The following is a 19,694-nucleotide window of genomic DNA, read 5'->3' as shown; positions in this document are numbered from 1 at the left end:
ATTTCCTTAATTTTTACTTATAGCTATTTAGTAATTAAGCCAAGTTTTAAAATAAAAATTATTTAAAATTCTTTTCGAGAAAAAACTAAAATAGCAAAAACTAGTAAAAAAATCGTATAACATAAAGCATAAACTGCATTATCGAATAATTCAGCAGCACTAGGGAGAATATTATAAACAGCTTCGTTTTTAAGATTTAAACGAGATAAATCCGGTAAAAATAGATAAATAAACTTAGTCAAGTTTTCTAGAGTAGGATTTTCGCTGAGTTTTCCTAATTCTAAAATATCTTGACTAATTTGTCCCATTAGATAGATACCAAGACTTAACAAAGTTGCTAAGATGGAGCTAGTGAAGACACCAAAAGCGATAGCTACAGCAGTGATCAAAGCTAACTGGAGTAAAATATAGATTAGAGAGATAACAAGACTAGTAAAAGAGTAAGAGATTTGGGCCCAACTAAGTAAGCTGAAATAAACTAAAGACATAACGCTGATTAAAACCGCTAAAACAGCAATTAGGCCCAAATGTTTACCTAAAATAAACTCAGTACGACTGATAGGTTTAGCAATCAAGACGAGGACAGTTCTTTTATCTATTTCCTTGTTAATCAAATTAGTGCCGACGAAAATAGCTACAATCACACTCAGGAATTCAATGGCACCGATACCCAAGTCAAGAAAGATTTTTTCATCAGTGCCCACGGAAATTTCGGGGAGGAGACGCAGAGAGACTGCCAAGAGTATAGAGAAAAAGCCAACCAAATAGAAGAGGCGATCGCGAATAACCTCTTGAAAACCATTACTAGCAATTACCCAAATTCTCTTCAAATTCATCTTTCCGCCCTCCTGGAGACTCTCGCTAAACCTCTCATCAGGTTAGCGATGAGAGGAAATGAGGGACATAATTTATGTTGCATAGTTATATCCATCCGCCTTGTGAATAGGTTTACAGTATTTGTGGCTAATACCTTGAACTGTTTGGTTAGCAGTTTTAATGTTAAAACTACCTGTTTTTCTGACCGCAACTCTACCGACATAAGTTCCTGTTTTCGTAAACTTTAGTTACAAGAGCTTTGACAAGATCTTCTGTTTGAAATCCAAAAAATTGTTTTTGTGTTAATTTTGCAGAAGTTCGAGGAAAACCATATTTGTTAATTCTAACCATTTGGCGTACACCTCTACCCGTAGCTGTAATAATCAAAGGTTTATTAACTTCGATATTAATTTTAGTCGGTGTTGATTTGCCTACACAAGCAGCATCTAACCAATGAGTTTTAGGTAAATTTCGTTTAGTTCTCTTGTATTTATAGCATTTTTCGTTAGCCTTTAAATTATTGTTTGTGTGTAATGGTTTTTCCTCCTTAAGGATAATGGTAAATGGATAACGTTTAAATACGCTTGCTTTCCCTTGATTGAGTAACTTTCTAGCTCTACCAGGATGGCTGGGATTTAATGGCTTTTTATTGGAATCTAACACAAAAACTCGCATAAGTAAAACTCCTATTTCTAGGGTAAAGGTCGCCTCGTCAATGTTTTTAAAGTTTGTCGAGTTAACAGCACTTCTTTAGCCCAAATACAGATGTTTAACTGTTAACCACAGTGCTACAAACTGGCGAAGTATTTGTAGGTGTGATGGCTTTAAAAACGTAGTTTGATTAGAACTAAGACTGGTCAACTATAGGCTTTTGCAAGCCCCCACGATCATCGGAGTACCGATGATCGTGGTGGGATGTTGACAGTTTACGTATATTTATTTATATCAACTCAATTATTCAAGGGAAGACGTATAATTAAACAGTAACATAATTACTGTTAAAATCACTATATGGTACTTACTCCTTCAACGATGCTAGAATTAGGAACTAAAGCTCCTAATTTTGAATTAATAGACGTAATTTCTCAGGAAAAAATTAATTTAAATCATTTTACCGGAAAAAAAGCTTTTTTAGTGATCTTTATGTGTTGTCATTGTCCATTTGTTAAACATATAGAAAAAGAAATAGGGAAAATAGGCCATGATTATCAGGGGCAAGATTTAGGTATCTTAGCAATTAGTGCCAATGATGTAGAAAAATATCCCGATGATTCCCCGGAGAAACTTCAAGAAATGGCTAACAGGTTAGAGTTTAATTTTCCCGTTGCCTACGACGAAACACAAGAAGTAGCCAAAGCTTATACAGCGGCTTGTACACCAGATTTCTTTCTTTTTAACGGAGATTTTGAGTTAGTGTATCGTGGTCAATTAGATGATAGTCGCCCCAGTAATGATTTACCAGTCAATGGTAAAGATTTGCGGGAAGCAATAGATGCAGTATTAGCAGATAAGGCAGTAAATTCAGAGCAAAAACCAAGTATAGGATGTAATATTAAGTGGAAACCTGGCAATGAGCCAGATTATAGCTAAATAATTATATACTAATCTAGCTTTGTTTAAGTTAGAAGCTATCTCATGACAAAATCAGGAAAATATCAATTATGATACAAACAGATAAAACTAAATTGTTGTTTAAAATACTTTTTGCGGCAGCCTGGGTAGATGGCAAAATTCAAGTAGAAGAAAGAAACTATTTACACAAAATGGCCAAAAAATATGAGTTAAGTGAAGATCGAGAAATTAAACTGTTACTCTCAGAAGTTAAATCAGTCAACTCCCAACAGTGTTATGAATGGTTAGAAGAATACTTAGGCTCTAATCCAACGGAAGAAGAATATCAAGAATTGGTTGAATCTCTCAGTACGATTATATATAGCGATAATCAAGTAGCTACAGAGGAAGCTAAGTTATTGACATATTTACAAAACTCAGAGCCAAATAGTAACCATCACCATTTAGGATTTGATAAATTCTTGAAAAATATCCAAAAACTCTATCGCCAAGCTATCGAGAATCAAGTTTAAAGGTAAACTGTTATTAAAGTTACATTTTCTTTAAGTAACTTCAAAATAGCAAGAGGCATTCATGTAAGCGGTAAGAGGTAAAAGTGAGGTTATTACTCAATCCACTCTTGGTCTACAGTCTGCCTTCAGCATAGCTGCCTCAAGCAATAATTTTTATTCTTGATAGTGAAAAATCTTTTTCATGGAGACTGCCTTGTTGTTAAGTAGGTCGGTATAAATAAATGTTAAAAAACCTATGAATTGTGAATTGCTATAATCAAGCCTGTAGATAGCGATCTCGAAGAGATCCGAGCGAAGCTCGGTGCGGCTAATTCTAATAACTTGATTATTGTACACTTAAATTTTGCCGACCTACTTATGCCAATGATTTAATTTTTCAGCCGAACTAAGTAACATTTAAATTGCCGAAGATGTAATACAGCTATCTCTATTACTTTTATATATGTAATTTATTAGTTTGGATAAAAATATCGGCGATATAGTTTTTACTTATACTTTTCAACTATGTAAATTAAAGAAATTATAAAAATTTCAAGTCATAATTGACATACACGTATTTATATAGATATAATTTGCAATGTAACTTAATTCCCAAATGAATATTCATGAGTTTTTACTTACGAGAATCATTCTCTCAAGGTAATCCCAAAATTAGATGTGATTATGCTAAAAGTTTAATAAATTTAGATGATTGCTGGAGAGAACATAGTGGCATCATTAGTCAAAAACCTCAATCATGGTTACGTTTAACGAAGACGCAGCAACTGTTAAGAAACATTGCTGGCGCTGGAAATATAGAATTTTTACAGAATAATCTGATTACAGAAATTCCGGGAATACTAGAAATCAGGGAAGATTCAAACAATTCAGATAATGTAAATATTTGGGGAACTCCTGAGTTAGTAGTTAGATATAGTGATTTCATCAGTGAAAATTGCTATAAATGGGCTTTGGTGAATTTTGCTGATAATTTAGAATTAGCTAGAATTCGTCAAGTTATTACTGCTGAAAACAAAAATAGACAACAGCAAAGGCTTTGGACAAGAAGAGGCGTTGTAGCCGCGGGTTGGGCAGTACCAGTAGTTACAGCTTTGGCTCTGAATCAAAAGGCCCAAGCTCAAGTTTCTCCTGGTGATAGTGATGATGATGACTGTCCCGAAGATGAAGAGCGCTGTGAAGCTAGAGATGATTTGTGATTGTAACATATTTTTATACACAATGTAGCTTAAGTTAGGAGACTATAGAAAAATGAGCGATAGAATAAACCCAGAACAATTGGGAGTTTTAAACGAAGATATTCAACTAAGTAGCTTTCTAATAAGTACAACAGAAAGTGGAGATCAAGATGTTTACAGTTTTACTTTAGATGAAGATTCAACGCTGATTATAAATGGGTTTACTGATTTCGATAGCATAGGTCAAGTTTTCTTTCAATTTGGAGAGGATGAAAATGGAGATGGTGAGTTCGATACTACTGAGAATATTGGAGATAAGTTACAGTTAACTACATTGGTAAACGAATCATCATTTGAATTATTTAACCAAGAGCTTCAAGCTGGTAATTATTTTATTGAGTTAAGTACTGATGAAAATTTTGAAATAGTTGATATTGGATATACAGTACTTTTAAACTTAGAAGATAGCGACGGAGGTAGCGGTAGTGGTAGCGGTAGTGGTAGCGGTAGCGATGGTGATAGCGATGGTGATAGCGACAATCTCTTGAGAGAAAGCGGTTCATTAACTATAAATGATTTACAGTATTGCTGCGGTGATGATTCGGAAAGATATTACTACGATGAATATAGAGTAGACCCCAATGATCTAGGTCTGTCTACAGGGGATGAGTTTTTAATTCAAGTAGAGGAATCAAGTTTTGATCCGGTACTTATGCTACTTAATGCTGATAGTGGTGAAGTTATCGATATCGGGACTTCTCAATTAACTGGTACTGTAGATGCTAATATTAATTACCTTATATCTGTAGAAAGTTTAAATACTAATACCATAGGGAATTATACAATAACTGCGGATCTAGTTTGAGTTAATTATTAACTACAAATGCTGCGTGATCATCTTTTGCCCCGGATTTTAAATCCAGGGCAAAAGATGGCCGCAGATGTGCGGTGATCAGCAAAACTTATCTGTTATAAGCATTCTAGCAACATAAAAACTAATGAACCATATACTCATATCAGATTCTCTGAATTGGCGTCGCTTAGCACAACCTCAGATAGATGGCTATGACACCAACATCATTCTCAAATCAATCAAAACCCCAGATTATCAAGCCTCAACTAAGATTAATATAATCCCAGGAAAGCCATTAGAAGAGTTTTCTCATTGTCTCACTCCTCCTATTAATCATCCCAACTTAGAGAAAACCTGGCAAATATTATCTTCTTCCCCAGCTATTTGGAAACAACTACAATCTTTAATTAAATCAATAACTATTTATCTAAATCAAGATGAATCAAAGGCTGATAAAATTACAAGCTATAGTTTTGGGAAAATTGCCGCTACTATTAATCAACCTCCTAACTTAGCTAAAAACCTAGTTCTACAAACAGCAAAAGACAAATATAGATTGCTAAATATAAAAACACTTATTATCAATTCTGTTAACTCTCTTTACTATAGTCCTTTTGATACTAATGAAAAACAACCTCTAGACAAGATTCTGGCAGATATCTATACTTATACTCATCTGGCAGGTTTAGAATTAGACATTTTGTTCGCAGAAATAGCTAATAATCAAGAAATGGCTGAATCTTTAGCTATACTATTACCCAAACTAGAATTTGGAGCTAAAATTATTCAGGATAATGGTAAAGTAGATTATTCAGGTAAACAATTTATCGAGGGTTTATGTGATTGGGTGGAAATTCTCACAACAACTGGTTATGAATATTTAGCCGCCAAAGGAATAGAAACTAACCTCTTTATTCATCCTTTGTTAGCAACAACTTATCAAAAAATACCCGATAAACTAACTAATCTTCAAGAAACAGAGTTACCAGAAGAATTGTTAATATATAGCGTTGAACTAGAACAAGGTTTTCTTTTTAATCAATCTTCTCAGGCTATTTGGAAACTTTGTAATGGGAATCATTCCTTAGAAGATATAGCTACAATTTTAGCTAAGGAATTAAATGTAGCTAAAATAATTATATTAGAAGATACTCGCCGCATCACCACACAACTATTTCAATTAGGAATATTAACTTATAAAAATGATGACTAATTCATCTGTTTATATCAGTTTTGGAAATCATCAGGTGGCGGTATATGTAGAAGAAACAGAAATATTAACAATACTCGAACAATGGTTTCAAGCTATCTTAACTAACGACTACCAAACCATTGTTAGAGAATTATGGATTATCAAATATCAAAATAAATATTTACTCAAAGACAAATCAGGAGTAATTAAAAGCCATTCTAATTTACTTTCTTTGTTGGTAACTGCTAAATACGAGGTGATCACTAGCTTAATTAAAGCACGTTCTGATTTACTTTGGTTCCATGCTGGCGCTGTTTGTGACTCCACTGGCGCGATAATGTTGCCAGGAGTTGGAGGTAGTGGTAAAAGCACTTTAGTAGTAGAATTATTGAAACAGGGTTGGAATTATCTTTCAGATGATGCGATCGCCCTTGATTTAAAAACTCATTATCTCTATCCCCTTTCCCAAACTCCCAGAATTAGACAAAATACTAATCAGCCACTTTCTCCTTCAGAAGTAGCCAAATTACCAAAATCTGCTGTAGAAATTCCCTCAAACCAATTAGTAACTCATTCTAAATCAATTAAACAAGTAATTTTTCCTGCATATACTTTTGGCAGCCAGAGTATCTTAACTAGTTATTCTCTTGGTGCTATGATTATGCAATTATTGAGTAACTGTATTAATTTTACCGAACATAAACAGGTAGCTGTGAGTAAAGTTTGTGAAATTTTTAGATTTAAACCAGGTTGGCAACTCCAGTTTAGTGATTATCAGGATGCGGTGAAGATAATTAAGAATTTATATGATTAATTTTAACTCAGAATTACTTTTCTCTTGGCAAAGTTCAGAAATTAAGTTAATTTTAGCTAGTGCCAATACTCAAATTAATCCTGATTTAGCTAATTTAATCATAGAACTTTGTCAAGATAAAATAGACTGGAACCATCTTTTAAAATTAGCCTATAAAAATAGAGTAAATTGCTTACTATACCAGAATTTCAATAATATTTGTCCAGAATTAATACCGAATACTATTTTTAATAAACTACGTCAAGATTTTTTAACTACTAGTCTGAATAATCAATTTTTTACTCAAGAACTAGTAAAACTGCTTAAAATATTTTCTGAGCAAAATATTGCTGCTATTCCCTATAAAGGTCCTGCTTTAGCATTATCTGTTTATGATAGTTTATCTTTGAGATATTTTAGTGATTTAGATATTCTTGTTCATCCCGAAGATTTAGTAGCAGTTAAATCATTATTAATTGCAGCAGATTATCAAACAACTGAAGTAGATAATAGTCAAGAAATAGATAATGTTAATTGTGATAACGAAAGAGATTTTATTAGAAAAGATGGTAAAGTAGTCTTAGATTTACATTGGCGTATTGCTCCTAACTTTTTTCCTGTTGATTTAGAAGTATCTGATTTATGGTCTCGCTGCCAATCATTAACCATATTAAACACTCCAGTAGCCAATTTATCTCCAGAGGATTTATTATTAGCATTATCTGTTCACGGTGCAAAAGAATGCTGGCATAGATTAATCTGGATTTGTGATCTAGCCGAACTAATTAATACCTATTCTCAGTTAAATTGGGAGATAGTTACTCAACAAGCAGTAAGTTTAGGTAAGGAAAGAATTGTTTATTTAGGTTTATATTTAGCTAACAAATTAAGAGGCGCTATTCTTCCTGATTTTGTTGAGCAAAAAATAGTCAAAGATAAAACTATTCCACTATTAGCTAACGAAGTATGTCAAAAAATTTTCATAACTAAAAAACCCTCAAATAAAATGTTTAAGCCTTTACAAATCACTTGGTTTCGCTGGCGTACTCAAGAAAATTATCTTCAAAGATTAGCTTATATTTATTGGCGAGTATTTGCCCCTAACTATAGAGACAGAAAAACTATAAATTTACCTAAAAATTTAGAATTTCTTTATTATTTTATTAGACCGATTCGGTTAATCAAAGAAAGAATGTAAAGATGCTTTGGTCTGAGCTCCTGACTAAGGTGGCGATCCCGAAGGGGATCGCCACATATATTTATATATGCGATAAATAATTAAGAAAAATCGCCGCCCGCTTTATTAACAAGTTGCACATTTAACTATTAAGTTAAAAGAGATTTTGGATAAGGGTTTGACAATGTGCAACTTAGGAGTATAAGGGGAAAGAAAATCTGCAACTTAGAAGAAAGATCCAAATTACTAATAATTTTGCTGCCCAACATTCAGAAGATGCTTGATGAGGCAGCTTTGATGTTTTTTTTAGTTGGCTGCTTCTACTCCTCCCAAATTAAATAAGAAAGGAACACTGCTTTGAGAGTCTCCGGTAACAAGAACTTTAGGCATTTGAGCACCGCCTTCGCGCCAAGCTTCAATCGCTTCTTTTTGTAGTACTAACTCACCCCCTTGAGCCTTAAGAGTTTCAGCGAGTAATCTTTGGGCTTCAGCTTTACCTTTAGCGCGGTTAATCTCAGCTTGAGCTTCTTGTTCAGCTTCTCTAGCTATGTAAACAGCTCTTTGTGCCCTTTGTTCAGCAATCTGCTTATCTTCAACGGCTTTAGCAAATTCTGGGGAGAAGTTTAAGTCAACCACACTAGTATCTAAAACAATAATCCCGTATTTATCTAACCTTTGATTGAGAGCATTATCAAAATCTCTTTTAAGTTCATTACGCTGGGTGATTGCTTCTTCTACTGTCCTCAAAGCTGCGGCTATTTTAAATGATTCTTGGGTTTGAGGAGCAATAATCTTAGAAACGATATTCTGTAGAGTCCCTTGAGTTCTTCTAATTTCTACTACTTTGAGGGGATCTAAACGGAAGTTTATCGCAAAACTCGCCGAGAGATCTTGTAAATCTTTAGTAGCGCTTTGGGCGGGAACTTCAAATTTTTGTACAGTAACATCATAGATATCTGCTTGAGAGATTAGAGGCGGTTTATAGTGAATACCTTCTAGAAGGGCTCCATCTCTAGCTTTTCCTAAAATACTTAAAACACCTGCTTGACCTGGATTAATGATAACGAAAGAGTTGAAAGCGACTAAAACAACTAAGGCGGCTATTATCCCTCCAATCAGAGGTTGCCAATTAGCTTGATTTTGACTAGCCATAAAAATTTATCTCCAAATAAATGAACGTAACAAAGTTAATGATAATTAATGACAATTTAAGAAGATTGAACAGTATCAGTAATTACTGCTTCTATACTAATGTCTGGTCTGAGGTTTTTTGCTTGTTGTAAATAAACATGATTGATGGGTGGGTGAGATGGAGGCAGATTCACGTAGATAAGTACTCTGATACAGCGTGGTAAGCTATTTTTTACGTGCATTTGCTGCAAATCTAACAGGGGAATTTTATCCCAGTTAGGTTTTTCTCTAGCAATCGCTGCTGGAAAAATAGCATCTAAGTCTTTTGTCACTGTAAAAATTACACTAATAATTTGTTCTGGTTTTAGATGATTGCGCGTTTCTATTACATAAAGTAGTTCTTCAACTACTTGGCGAATTGCTTCGGCGGTATTTTCTGAAGCTGTAGTTGCTCCTCGAATCCCGTGTATTTTTCCAGCCACGATTATTGTATCCCCCTATTCTGTGACAATTCTCAATGTTTACCCAATTTTAAGTTAAAGCTAAGGTCGGTATAACCATAGTGGTTGTCCATTAGTTTCAGCTTCAAAGACCAAATAGTCAAGAGCAGATCTAAGCTTTGATTTAGATTGTGTGCTACCTGGTAGTAAACGTCTTAATAAAGGTTTGGGTTCTTCAATGTTATAACATTCAGTTTTGTCTGGATCAAGTTTTACTAACTCGGCGGCTAAACGACGTGCATCTTCTTCGCTACCAAGACGGTCTACAATTCCTAATTCTAAGGCTTGTTGTCCTGTAAAAATGCGGCCATCGGCGAAACTTTTTACAGTTTCTACCTCTAAATTGCGTCCTTGAGCCACTGTCTCTACAAATTGTTGATAGCTGGTATCAATTAATTGTTGGAGAATTTCTTCTTCAGGGCGGGTTAACTCGCGATCAAAAGCCAGAATATCTTTATAAGGACCAGATTTTATTACTTTAAAAGATACTCCTATTTTTTCTAAAAGACGTTGTAGATTATTACCACGTAATATAACTCCTATGCTACCTGTGATCGTTCCTGGATTAGCTACAATATACTCTGCTCCCATACCTATGTAAACACCTCCTGAGGCAGATATATTGCCAAAACTCGCTACTATTTTGACTTTTTCTGGTAATTGTTTTAAAGCTTGATAAATTTCTTGAGAGTCAGCGACTGTACCTCCTGGAGAGTCGATTCTTAGGAGTAAAGCTGGGAATTTTTTTTCTTTAACTGTTTTCAGGGCCTTGAGAACTTTTTGTCGTGTATCTGCCGCAATTACGCCAGTCACTTCTATTCTCGCTATTTGTTTTCTTGTTTTCGGTTTAAATGGCCAAATCATTGATAGCAATTTTTCTTAACAAAAGTATACAATTAGAAAGCAAGTAAAAAAGCTTAGAATAATCAAGATAACATATTAAAAGAGAATGCAATTAAATAAAAACACATTTCAATTTTCTCTATATCCACTATTATTAATCTGTCCTTTCTTTTTTTGGGGAACCGCCATGGTGGCAATGAAGGGGGCGATAGAACACACCACTCCTTTATTTATTGCTAGTATACGTCTTCTTCCGGCGGGTTTGCTGGTTTTAGCAGTGGCTATAGGGCAAAAAAGACCTCAGCCTCAAACGGTTAAAGCATGGCTGTGGATTGTTTTTTTTGCCTTAGTAGATGGAGCGATGTTCCAAGGATTTTTAACGGAAGGTCTCGCCAGAATCAACGCCGGCTTAGGTTCAGTCATGATTGATTCTCAACCATTAGCAGTGGCTTTATTATCTAGTTTTTTATTCGGAGAAGTAATTGGAAGTTTAGGATGGTTAGGTTTAATTATTGGCATCCTAGGAATTAGTCTGATTGGTTTACCTGAAGAATTTATATATTTAGGGTTAGATACTAGTAAAATTGACCTAGGTAGTTTATGGCAAGAAATAATTAATAGTGGGGAACTACTTATGCTTATAGCTGCTTTATCTATGGCAGTAGGAACAGTTACAATTCGCCTCATATCTCGCCATGCAGATCCCGTAATGGCTACGGCTTGGCACATGATTATTGGAGGAGTTTTACTACTTGTGTTGACGGGTTGGGTAGAATCTCAACAGTTGTTAAATTTAAACATATACGACTGGATGGGATTGTTATATGCTACAATATTTGGCAGTGCGATCGCCTATGGAGTATTTTTCTATTTAGCTTCTCAAGGAAATTTAACTAGTTTTTCTGCTTTAACTTTTTTAACTCCAGTTTTTGCTTTAATTTTCGGTGGTCTATTTTTAGGAGAATCTCTGACTAATGTTCAATGGGTGGGAGTATGTTTAACTTTGTTAAGTATTTATTTAATCAACCAAAGATCACAACTCATCTTTAATTTGTTTAAATTAAAAGATATCTTAAGTAGAAAAATTCAGCAGAGTAACTACTAATCTGTATTTATATAACTACTTAATCTTGACAGGAGGAAAAGAAATGGGAAAATACAAAAAAGTAAAATAAACTAATTAGAGGCCCAGCTAATTTTAATTTCTAACTATGCTTGCCCCTTGTCGGTCCTGAATACAGTAGTGATAACTTCCATTTCCATCAATTAACTACCATACCCATTATGTTTTACCGTCTTTCCATTTTAATGGCTGTGTTGTTAACTTTTTTGAGTTTTGGCTCTAACTATGGCTATACAGCAGAACTAAGTCCACAATCTCTATTAAAATCTAGTAAAGTTAAAGATTCCCCACCACTAGATTTACCAAAATCTTCAACTAATCTTTTAGCTCAAGCTCCCATAGAAAATGATCCTAGTCAGGAGCAGCAACAGCGAAACTTTATCCCGATGTGGATAATAGTTGGTTTAATCTTGATTACGGTTATGGTGGTTTTTTTGATTTGGCTAATGTTACCAGCAAAGACCACAAAACAAGAAACTTTAGGAAAAACTCCTCAAGATAATTCTTTAACTAAAGAAAAAAAAGATAAAATTCCCTCTTCCCAACCCAAAGAAATCTCTTCTCAACAATCCTCCCCACAAAAGGAGACTAGTATAACTAAACCATCTGTGCCTGTAGCTAAACCATCTGTAGCTATTCAAACTACAACTAAATTGCCCGCCAATGATAATATTTATGAATTAATTGAAGCATTGGTAGATAGAAGTTCAAATAAACGTCGTCGAGCGATTTGGGAATTAGCTCAAAAGGCAGATTCACCAGCAGTAAAACCTCTAGTCGATACGATGATGGATGCTGATTCCCAAGAAAAAACTCTAATTTTAGAAGCACTCTCTCAAGTATGTGGCAAAACTTTGAAACCAATTAACCATGCCTTAGCTTTATCTTTACAAGATGAAAATCCACAGGTGAGGAAAAATGCTATTCGAGATATAACACGAATCTATGACCACGTATCACAAATTCGTCCTTTGCTTTATCACGCCACTACAGATGAAGATTCTGAAGTGAGAGAGGTAGCTAAATGGGCCTTAAGCCAGTTAGATTTACTACAAATGCCACAGGAAAGTAATTTAATTTCAGAACAGACAAATCATCAGCCGTCGTCAACAGACGATGCTTTCGATTTATAAAAAAAAGGTAATGATATAAAATTTTAAACTTAGAACCAGGACCAGGGATAGATATTGTTGGTGATGTCCACGATTCTACAGTAGTTGAGTCGGAGTCAGTAGATTCAATAATTATTTTCAATGTTTTAGAACATTGTTATGCTCCCTGGGTAGCAGTTCAAAACATTTATAAATGGCTCAAAGTAGGAGGAAAATGCTTTGCTATGGTTCCCAATGCAGTTAGAGTCCATGCAACTCCTGCTGACTACTGGCGACCATTACCTGATGGTATCAAGTATTTATTTAGGGATTTTTCCCAACAAAAACTCTACGTATATGGAAATCCCATTACTGTTATTGCTAGTTATCATGGTATTGCCACAGAAGAACTGAATCAAGAGGAACTTAATGCTTTTCATCCAGATTATCCAGTGGCCACTTGTATCGTAGCTCAAAAATAAATAAATAAATGAATGATCTAAATTTTCCTCTAACCCCAGAGGTTTCTATTATTTTACCCACTTATAATCGAGCTGAACATCTAACTCGCTGTATTGAAAGTGTGATTAATCAAACTTATCAAAATTGGGAATTAATTATTGTTGATGATGGAAGTCAAGATCATACTTTTGATATTGTTAACAGATATCTTCAGAAATTACCTCAAATTCGTTATTTAAAACATCAAAATCGCGGAGCGGCTTTATCTAGAAATATAGGGATTAAAGTATCCTTCGGTAATTATCTTACTTTTATTGATAGTGACGATCAATATCTTCCTGATCATTTACAATCACGGTTAAACTATTTTCAAAATGATCCAGAACTTGAACTAATTACAGGAGGCTTTAGAAGCGATCAAGAAATCTGGGTAAAGGATTACTATCAACCAAACCAAAGAATTAATATTCAAGACTGTGTTATCTGTCCAACCTTTTTTGGTAAAAGGCATGTTTTCTTTGAATTGAGAGGTTTTAAAGATATCGTTTATGGAGAAGATACTGACTTATGGGAGAGAGCCGGTCAGAAGTTCAAAGTACAAAAAGTTACTAAAGATGTAACTTATATATATACTAGAGCAGCTGACAGTGTTTCTCGGGGATACTAAGCAGGGGTGCAATAAACTTACTCAAAATTGCCAGCAAAAGCAAAGAGAGCGCCAAGAGAGGCTATGAAAGTGCTCAATAATCTTGAGTTATTGGGAGGCGCTCTCCGCCACTTCACAAGTGATTTGTGACCGCCTATAGGCGGTCATCTTAGCCCATATCTTGCAAAGGTATACCAATTTTTAAGCGTTGAGCATTAATTCTTTAACTCATTACTCATTACTTCAAAACTCATTACTCAACCACAACCAGTAACATTAGGTAAAGAGGCAAGATCTGAGTAGAGGTTAGCATAAAAGAATTGTTAAAACTTGTAATCTATCTTAAGTAATAAATATAAATTTAAAATTTACTTAGGACTAAAGAGTTAGTCTGAATAAGAAAAATTGCGCCTTTGATAGATAAAAAAAAATAAAGATTATGTCAAAGTAATAAGTGAATGAAAAAAAGAAAACCAATTATTAGAAAAAAATAGGAGTAGTAAAGAAAATAATGAATAATAACATAAACTATAAGAACAAATCATATAAAAGAGCAGCAGGATTATTTCATACACGCGCTCAAGCAGAAGCAGCAGTGCGTGCCCTAAAAAATGCAGGCTACGATATGGAACAGGTTTCTATAATAGCGAGAGATGCTGACAAAATCAATGATGATGATCGCGATCGCACAAACCGGAAAGAAGAAACCGAAGAAGTAGGAAATAAAGCTGATGAAGGTGCGGCAGCGGGTGCCGCCACCGGGGGAGTAATAGGAGGAATTACAGGCTTATTAGTAGGTTTAGGAACATTAGCAATACCAGGAATAGGACCAATTCTCTTAGCAGGAGAAGTAGCTACAGCCCTTGCCACTACTCTAGCAGGTGTAGGAATTGGTGCCGTAGGTGGTGGATTAATAGGTGCTTTAATTGGTTTAGGTATACCTGAAGAAAAAGCCAAAGTATACGAAGAACACATTAAAGGCGGTAGCTTCTTAGTAATAGTAGATGGCGTAAGAGCAGAAGTCGCTAATGCGGAAAACATCATGAACAATCATAACGTGCAAGAATTTGGTATTTACAACATACCAGGAAAAGAAGCCACCAATGTCAAAAACGTCGATGAAGATATTAGAAAGAGAACTGACATTGGCGATGACGAAAAAATTAGACTCTACGAAGAAAGACTAATTGTTAACAAGCAACGTCAAAAAACAGGAGAAGTAGCGATAGGTAAACAGGTAAAAACTCAAACAGCAAAAGCTACTATTCCTGTAGAAAAAGAATCAGTAATTATTGAACGCCACAGCACTCCAGATAAAAAAGTTGCTACACAAAATCCTACTGATTTTGGCAACAAAGATGTGGCTAGAGTAGAAGTTTACGAAGAAAAAGCAGACATTGACAAACAAACTTTTGTGAGAGAAGAAGTAGACGTACACAAAGAAGTTAATCGAGAAAATGTTCACGGCCAAGAAAAAGTTCGTCGTGAAGAACTAGAAATCAAAGGCGATGCCAATGTAGTTGAACACAGACCCTAAAAAGCCTAAAAAATTAATCAGATTAATAGTTAGGATATTTTACGCCTAATTCTCTCAAACAATAGTATTAAAAGCCAAGTATGCTAACTCAAGATAAACATAGTAAAACAAGGAAAAATCATGAATAAGTTAATTACATTGTTAATAGGTGGAAGCATTTTACTGGGTACAGCTAGTTGTGATACAGCTCGAACTAGTAGCGATGCTCCAGATTCAGTAGAAGATACTGTAGAAAACCCAGTAGAAGTTGAAGAAACTCTAGAAGATGCTAATAGCGAAATCCGCCAAGATCAATTAAATTCAGATATTCGTGCTCGGGAGCAACGGAATGATATCATGGGGGACCAAGAAGAAAGAAATGATTCTGATATCGAAAGTGAAGTAAGAGCTAAGCTAGAGGCCAATATTCCTCGCTCTAAATTAACTGTAGATGTACAATCAGGAGAGGTGATGATTTTTGGAACTGTTCCTAGTGAAAAAGAATACGAGACAATTGAACCTTTAGCAAAAGAAATTCTTGGTGTAACAGAGGTAAACACTCAAGATGTTAAAATTGTTCCTGAAGCAGAATCTTAAATCAGTTTAGATGGACCTATTGCATAGTTAGCTTAATCAGCCATTCATCATCAGATGAATGGCTGTCAGCTTTGATTACCTCAGGTTTTTATTTAGGATAAAATTATTAAAAGCAGTAGTAATATAAAATATAAATAGAAACCAAGGTGTATCAATTTCGTATAAGTAAAATTAGCAAACAATTAGAATCACAAGGAAGTTGGATCGCCTCTATATCCCTGTGTATAGCCCTATTGGGAATAGCATCAGCTTCGATTCTGATTAAAATCGCCACTACAGAAATTCAACCAAATGCAATTACCTGCGATCGCCTATTGATAGCAGCAATTACTTTTATCACTTGGAATACGTTTAGAGGTATTGCAGTAAAAAACCAAAATTTAGAAATAAATTCTCAAATCGAATACACACCCAAAAGAATCGCTTTGTTACTATTAGCGGGAATTAGTTTCGCTGTATCCCTCGCTCTTTGGGCATGGTCTTTAACTCAGACAAGCATTGCTAATTCCACTTTGCTGAATAACATGATGCCCATTTTTACCACTTTAGGGGGTTGGTTAATCTTTCGTCAACAGTTTTCTTCCCAATTTCTCCTGGGTATGGCGGTGGCAATAGCAGGAGCGATCGCTATTGGGATACAAGACTTACAATTGGCTGATAGTAGTTTAATTGGAGATGGTGCTGCTTTACTCGCTGCCATGTTTTCTGCTATTAGTATCTTAAGCTTAGAACAACTGAGGGTTCATTTTTCTACTGCTGTAATTATGCAGTGGACAAGTTTAGTCGGGGGTTTATTTCTTTTACCCTTGGTATGGTTTACAGAAGAGCGATTATTCCCTGTATCTCCTACTGGTTGGTTAGCAGTTATCGGTTTAGGGTTGATTTCCCAAGGAGTTGGACAAGGACTTTTAACCTATAGTTTAGCTAATTTCTCTTCAGGATTTGTAGCAGTCTCTATGTTGTCTATTCCTGTGATTGCTGCTATTTTAGCGATGATTATATTTACTCAACAACTCAGCTTATTTAATTGGTTGGCTTTTGCTGTAGTTTTACTGGGTATTTATTTAGCTATATCAGCCAAAAATAATTCAGCTAAAACTGATACAATAAAAAATTGAGATTATCTCTAACTCCAAGATGCTCAAAAAAATATCTTATCTTTGGCTACTTCTAGGCAGCTTGACTATTACTAGCTGTAGTAATTATCCTCGCTATCTTAATTTCCCCTTTGATGCTAGTGGCAGATCTCTCAACAGTACTGCCTCAGAACTAACCCCCCAAATAACTTCTAGATATATCGTCTTTGTATCAGATCGCAATGGTTCACAAGATGTATTTTTATATGATGCAAAAGCCCGCAATTTAGAGATGTTACCGGGTTTAAATTCCCTTAATCAGATAGCTTCAGATCCTTCGATTTCCGAAGATGGACGTTATTTAGTTTTTGCCGCTAGTATCGAAGGCAGAAGTTTGATTTATCTCTATGACCGCCAAACTCAACAAAAACGTAATCTCTCGGGCAATATTCAAGCTGAGGTGCGTAATCCTACTATTAGCGCGGATGGTTCTCTGATTGCTTTTGAAATCGGTCAACAGGGTCAATGGGATATTTATATCTGCGATCGCTTTGGTAAACCAATTAATCTACCAGGCAGATTTTGAAGCCCTATCAGTTAAGAAAAAGTTACAAATTCTCTACAGGATTTAACTAAGTGAGCGAGAAGTCCCCAGTGCTGTTAAGCCTGGGGATGAAAGCGAACATCATTATCTAAAATTCTACACCCTGATTCTGTATATATTTCTTCAAGACATCTAAACTTACACCGCCACTAGAAGATACAAAATAAGAGCCCGACCAAAATACCTTTTTCTCATAATATTTTTTTATGTGAGGTTCAAACTCTTTTCTGACAACCATACTAGAGGCAGACTTGAGAGATTTGATGAATACAGAAATATTATTGTTTGGCGCTATATTCACTAGTAAATGGCAGTGGTCTGACTCTCCATTAAACTCTAATAGCGATGAGTTATTACGTAAACAGATATCTTCAAATATTTCTTTTAGCCTTTTCATTATCTCCTGTGTAATTACCTTTCTTCTGTATTTGGTTACAAGCACTATGTGCAAGTGAATACAAAAAACAGCATGAGAGCTTTTTCTTAAATGTGTAGACATTTCTTAAGTGGATAAGTTATTATTGAAATATTATCAAGTAATGCTCAATTATGCCAGGGGGTTGGAACGATCCTCTATAAACTCATATCTTGCACTCCTAAAAAAGTACTAAATAGGCCCACAGGCGAAAATCAATTTTTAAGTGGTTAGGATCAATTCTTTTACTTCAAAACTCATTAATCATTACTTCAAAACTCAACCACAACCAGTAAATGAGTGATAAAGATGCTTTGGTCTGAGGTGCCTCGGAGCCTCGAAAAGGATAACCTTTCTCACCAGTATGAGAATTGCTATAGATGTTTCAACACTTAAATTAAGCTATATTGATATCTAAACTAAAAATTTTCTCTTTCCTCAATAAACAGTTACTTTGGTGAATATGAAAAATAAATTATTTATCCCTATAATTGCTACGTTCAGTTTTTTACTAATAATTTTGTTTAACATTATCTTGTCTCCTCATAGTCAACCAATGGCAGAGGAGATGTTTTTAGCACATCAAAATGATTCCCCTATAGCTTCTCCCCTGCTGGCAGAAGCGCCAACCCAAGCAGTAACCACCGAATCAGTTACTTACGGTACACAAAATCAACAACCCTTAGTAGGCTACCTCGCCTATCCTACAGAAGCTGAGGCTACTGATTTACCAGGATTGATTGTGATTCATGAATGGTGGGGTTTAAATGAGAATATAGAAGCCATGACTCGTAAATTAGCAGGAGAAGGTTACCTCGCTTTAGCCGTAGATTTATATAATGGTGAATCAGCAGAAACTCCTGAGAAGGCGAGAGAATTAGTGACAGAGGCTATGAATCAAACCGATTTATTAAAAGATAATTTGATGCAAGCCTATAATTACCTAGATGAAACTCGCAATACCCCCAAAATAGGGAGTATTGGCTGGTGTTTTGGCGGCACTTGGTCTTTAAATACTGCTCTATTATTTCCTCAAGAATTAGATGCAGCAGTCATTTATTATGGTGGTGGGATAGAAACAGATCCTGAAAAGTTAGCATCTCTAGAAATGCCTATTTTAGGTATTTTCGGGGCCTTGGATCAAAATCCTTCGGTAGAAACAGTTAAAGAATTTGAATCTGCTTTGACTTCTCAAGGCAAAAATCCTGAGATTTATATCTATGAAGGGGCTAATCATGCTTTTGCTAATCCTTCTGGCGATCGCTATAATCCTGAAGCTGCCGCCGATGCTTGGTCCAAAACTACCGCTTTTTTAAATAAACATCTTAACTGAGATCTTGCACCTTTATCCAAAGTTACTGGTTGTGGTTGAGTAATGAGTAATAAGTAATGAGTTTTGAAGTTTTGAAGTCTTGAAGTTTTGAAGTCTTGAAGTAAGAAGTAATGAGTATCTTTCTTAACATAAAACTTGACAAAAGCCGCTACTTGTGATTTATAGCAGTGCTCGTTGTAGTGTTAACCATATTTAGATAAACTTTTCCCCCCAACCCCCCGAAATTGCGCTATCCTTTATAAGCAACTCACCAAACCCTTGTATAGC

22 protein-coding genes and 1 pseudogene are annotated in these 19,694 nt (G+C 35.1%); 17 read left to right on the top strand and 6 right to left on the bottom strand.

What is annotated here, in order from left to right; all coding sequences use genetic code 11:
- Window positions 1-62 precede the first annotated feature (62 nt).
- Complete coding sequence (locus MW688_RS03140; RefSeq protein WP_486734459.1) at window positions 63-836, bottom strand: ABC transporter permease; 774 nt, start codon at window positions 834-836, stop codon at window positions 63-65.
- 193 nt (window positions 837-1,029) lie between these two features.
- Window positions 1,030-1,491: an RRXRR domain-containing protein gene (locus tag MW688_RS03135; RefSeq protein WP_486734458.1), complete on the bottom strand. Its 462-nt coding sequence runs from the start codon at window positions 1,489-1,491 to the stop codon at window positions 1,030-1,032.
- A gap of 336 nt (window positions 1,492-1,827) precedes the next feature.
- Here MW688_RS03135 and MW688_RS03130 point away from each other — a divergent pair, with 336 nt between their 5' ends.
- The 7 genes from MW688_RS03130 (at window position 1,828) to MW688_RS03100 (ending at window position 8,111) form a co-directional block, all read left to right on the top strand.
- The gene (locus MW688_RS03130) at window positions 1,828-2,406 is read left to right on the top strand and encodes a thioredoxin family protein (protein ID WP_486734457.1); all 579 of its coding nucleotides are present in this window, start codon (window positions 1,828-1,830) and stop codon (window positions 2,404-2,406) included.
- Between the two features lie 71 nt (window positions 2,407-2,477).
- The gene (locus MW688_RS03125) at window positions 2,478-2,900 is read left to right on the top strand and encodes a tellurite resistance TerB family protein (protein ID WP_486734456.1); all 423 of its coding nucleotides are present in this window, start codon (window positions 2,478-2,480) and stop codon (window positions 2,898-2,900) included.
- A 605-nt stretch (window positions 2,901-3,505) separates the two neighbouring features.
- Entirely contained in the window at window positions 3,506-4,096 is a 591-nt protein-coding gene (locus MW688_RS03120; protein ID WP_486734455.1) for a KilA-N domain-containing protein, read from the top strand.
- A gap of 52 nt (window positions 4,097-4,148) precedes the next feature.
- Entirely contained in the window at window positions 4,149-4,940 is a 792-nt protein-coding gene (locus tag MW688_RS03115) for a hypothetical protein (protein WP_486734454.1), read from the top strand.
- 133 nt (window positions 4,941-5,073) lie between these two features.
- On the top strand, window positions 5,074-6,141 hold the full coding sequence (locus MW688_RS03110; protein ID WP_486734453.1) for a PqqD family protein: 1,068 nt from the start codon (window positions 5,074-5,076) through the stop codon (window positions 6,139-6,141).
- The gene (locus tag MW688_RS03105; protein WP_486734452.1) at window positions 6,131-6,934 is read left to right on the top strand and encodes a hypothetical protein; all 804 of its coding nucleotides are present in this window, start codon (window positions 6,131-6,133) and stop codon (window positions 6,932-6,934) included. Before MW688_RS03110 ends, MW688_RS03105 begins: the two co-directional genes overlap by 11 nt.
- Window positions 6,927-8,111 carry a nucleotidyltransferase domain-containing protein gene (locus MW688_RS03100; protein WP_486734451.1) on the top strand — a complete coding sequence of 395 codons (1,185 nt, stop codon included), beginning with the start codon at window positions 6,927-6,929 and terminating at the stop codon, window positions 8,109-8,111. Before MW688_RS03105 ends, MW688_RS03100 begins: the two co-directional genes overlap by 8 nt.
- Window positions 8,112-8,396: 285 nt before the next feature.
- Here the strand turns inward: MW688_RS03100 and MW688_RS03095 are convergent, their stop codons facing one another.
- The 3 genes from MW688_RS03095 to sppA are packed head-to-tail and all read right to left on the bottom strand — an operon-like array spanning window position 8,397 to window position 10,585.
- Complete coding sequence (locus MW688_RS03095; RefSeq protein WP_486734450.1) at window positions 8,397-9,242, bottom strand: prohibitin family protein; 846 nt, start codon at window positions 9,240-9,242, stop codon at window positions 8,397-8,399.
- A 56-nt stretch (window positions 9,243-9,298) separates the two neighbouring features.
- Complete coding sequence (gene aroH / locus MW688_RS03090) at window positions 9,299-9,703, bottom strand: chorismate mutase (RefSeq protein WP_486734449.1); 405 nt, start codon at window positions 9,701-9,703, stop codon at window positions 9,299-9,301.
- A gap of 60 nt (window positions 9,704-9,763) precedes the next feature.
- Window positions 9,764-10,585 carry a signal peptide peptidase SppA gene (gene sppA, locus MW688_RS03085; protein ID WP_486734448.1) on the bottom strand — a complete coding sequence of 274 codons (822 nt, stop codon included), beginning with the start codon at window positions 10,583-10,585 and terminating at the stop codon, window positions 9,764-9,766.
- An 85-nt stretch (window positions 10,586-10,670) separates the two neighbouring features.
- On the opposite strand from sppA, the gene MW688_RS03080 reads away from it, so the two are divergent.
- The 9 genes and pseudogenes from MW688_RS03080 to MW688_RS03040 all read left to right on the top strand — a co-directional run bounded on the left by MW688_RS03080 (window position 10,671) and on the right by MW688_RS03040 (window position 17,661).
- Window positions 10,671-11,669: a DMT family transporter gene (locus MW688_RS03080; RefSeq protein WP_486734447.1), complete on the top strand. Its 999-nt coding sequence runs from the start codon at window positions 10,671-10,673 to the stop codon at window positions 11,667-11,669.
- A gap of 179 nt (window positions 11,670-11,848) precedes the next feature.
- Window positions 11,849-12,820: a HEAT repeat domain-containing protein gene (locus tag MW688_RS03075; RefSeq protein WP_486734446.1), complete on the top strand. Its 972-nt coding sequence runs from the start codon at window positions 11,849-11,851 to the stop codon at window positions 12,818-12,820.
- Between the two features lie 20 nt (window positions 12,821-12,840).
- Window positions 12,841-13,008: pseudogene (locus MW688_RS03070) on the top strand (methyltransferase domain-containing protein); the annotation flags it as partial.
- 15 nt (window positions 13,009-13,023) lie between these two features.
- Window positions 13,024-13,260 (top strand): hypothetical protein, encoded by a 237-nt coding sequence (locus MW688_RS03065; RefSeq protein ID WP_486734445.1) that lies wholly within the window; start codon window positions 13,024-13,026, stop codon window positions 13,258-13,260.
- Window positions 13,261-13,268: 8 nt separating this feature from the next.
- On the top strand, window positions 13,269-13,907 hold the full coding sequence (locus tag MW688_RS03060) for a glycosyltransferase family 2 protein (protein WP_486734444.1): 639 nt from the start codon (window positions 13,269-13,271) through the stop codon (window positions 13,905-13,907).
- A gap of 490 nt (window positions 13,908-14,397) precedes the next feature.
- The gene (locus tag MW688_RS03055) at window positions 14,398-15,423 is read left to right on the top strand and encodes a DUF2382 domain-containing protein (RefSeq protein ID WP_486734443.1); all 1,026 of its coding nucleotides are present in this window, start codon (window positions 14,398-14,400) and stop codon (window positions 15,421-15,423) included.
- Window positions 15,424-15,543: 120 nt separating this feature from the next.
- Complete coding sequence (locus tag MW688_RS03050) at window positions 15,544-15,999, top strand: BON domain-containing protein (protein WP_486734442.1); 456 nt, start codon at window positions 15,544-15,546, stop codon at window positions 15,997-15,999.
- 146 nt (window positions 16,000-16,145) lie between these two features.
- The gene (locus MW688_RS03045) at window positions 16,146-17,117 is read left to right on the top strand and encodes a DMT family transporter (protein ID WP_486734441.1); all 972 of its coding nucleotides are present in this window, start codon (window positions 16,146-16,148) and stop codon (window positions 17,115-17,117) included.
- A 19-nt stretch (window positions 17,118-17,136) separates the two neighbouring features.
- Entirely contained in the window at window positions 17,137-17,661 is a 525-nt protein-coding gene (locus MW688_RS03040; RefSeq protein ID WP_486734440.1) for a TolB family protein, read from the top strand.
- Window positions 17,662-17,767: 106 nt separating this feature from the next.
- Here the strand turns inward: MW688_RS03040 and tnpA are convergent, their stop codons facing one another.
- Entirely contained in the window at window positions 17,768-18,178 is a 411-nt protein-coding gene (gene tnpA / locus MW688_RS03035) for an IS200/IS605 family transposase (protein WP_486734439.1), read from the bottom strand.
- A gap of 379 nt (window positions 18,179-18,557) precedes the next feature.
- Between tnpA and MW688_RS03030 the strand changes: the two genes are divergently transcribed.
- Complete coding sequence (locus MW688_RS03030) at window positions 18,558-19,427, top strand: dienelactone hydrolase family protein (protein ID WP_486734438.1); 870 nt, start codon at window positions 18,558-18,560, stop codon at window positions 19,425-19,427.
- Window positions 19,428-19,694 lie beyond the last annotated feature (267 nt).

This window comes from Johannesbaptistia floridana, assembly GCF_057440575.1.
The sequence above is the reverse complement of the archived record's forward strand: the minus strand, read 5'-3'. Positions and strand labels throughout refer to the sequence as shown.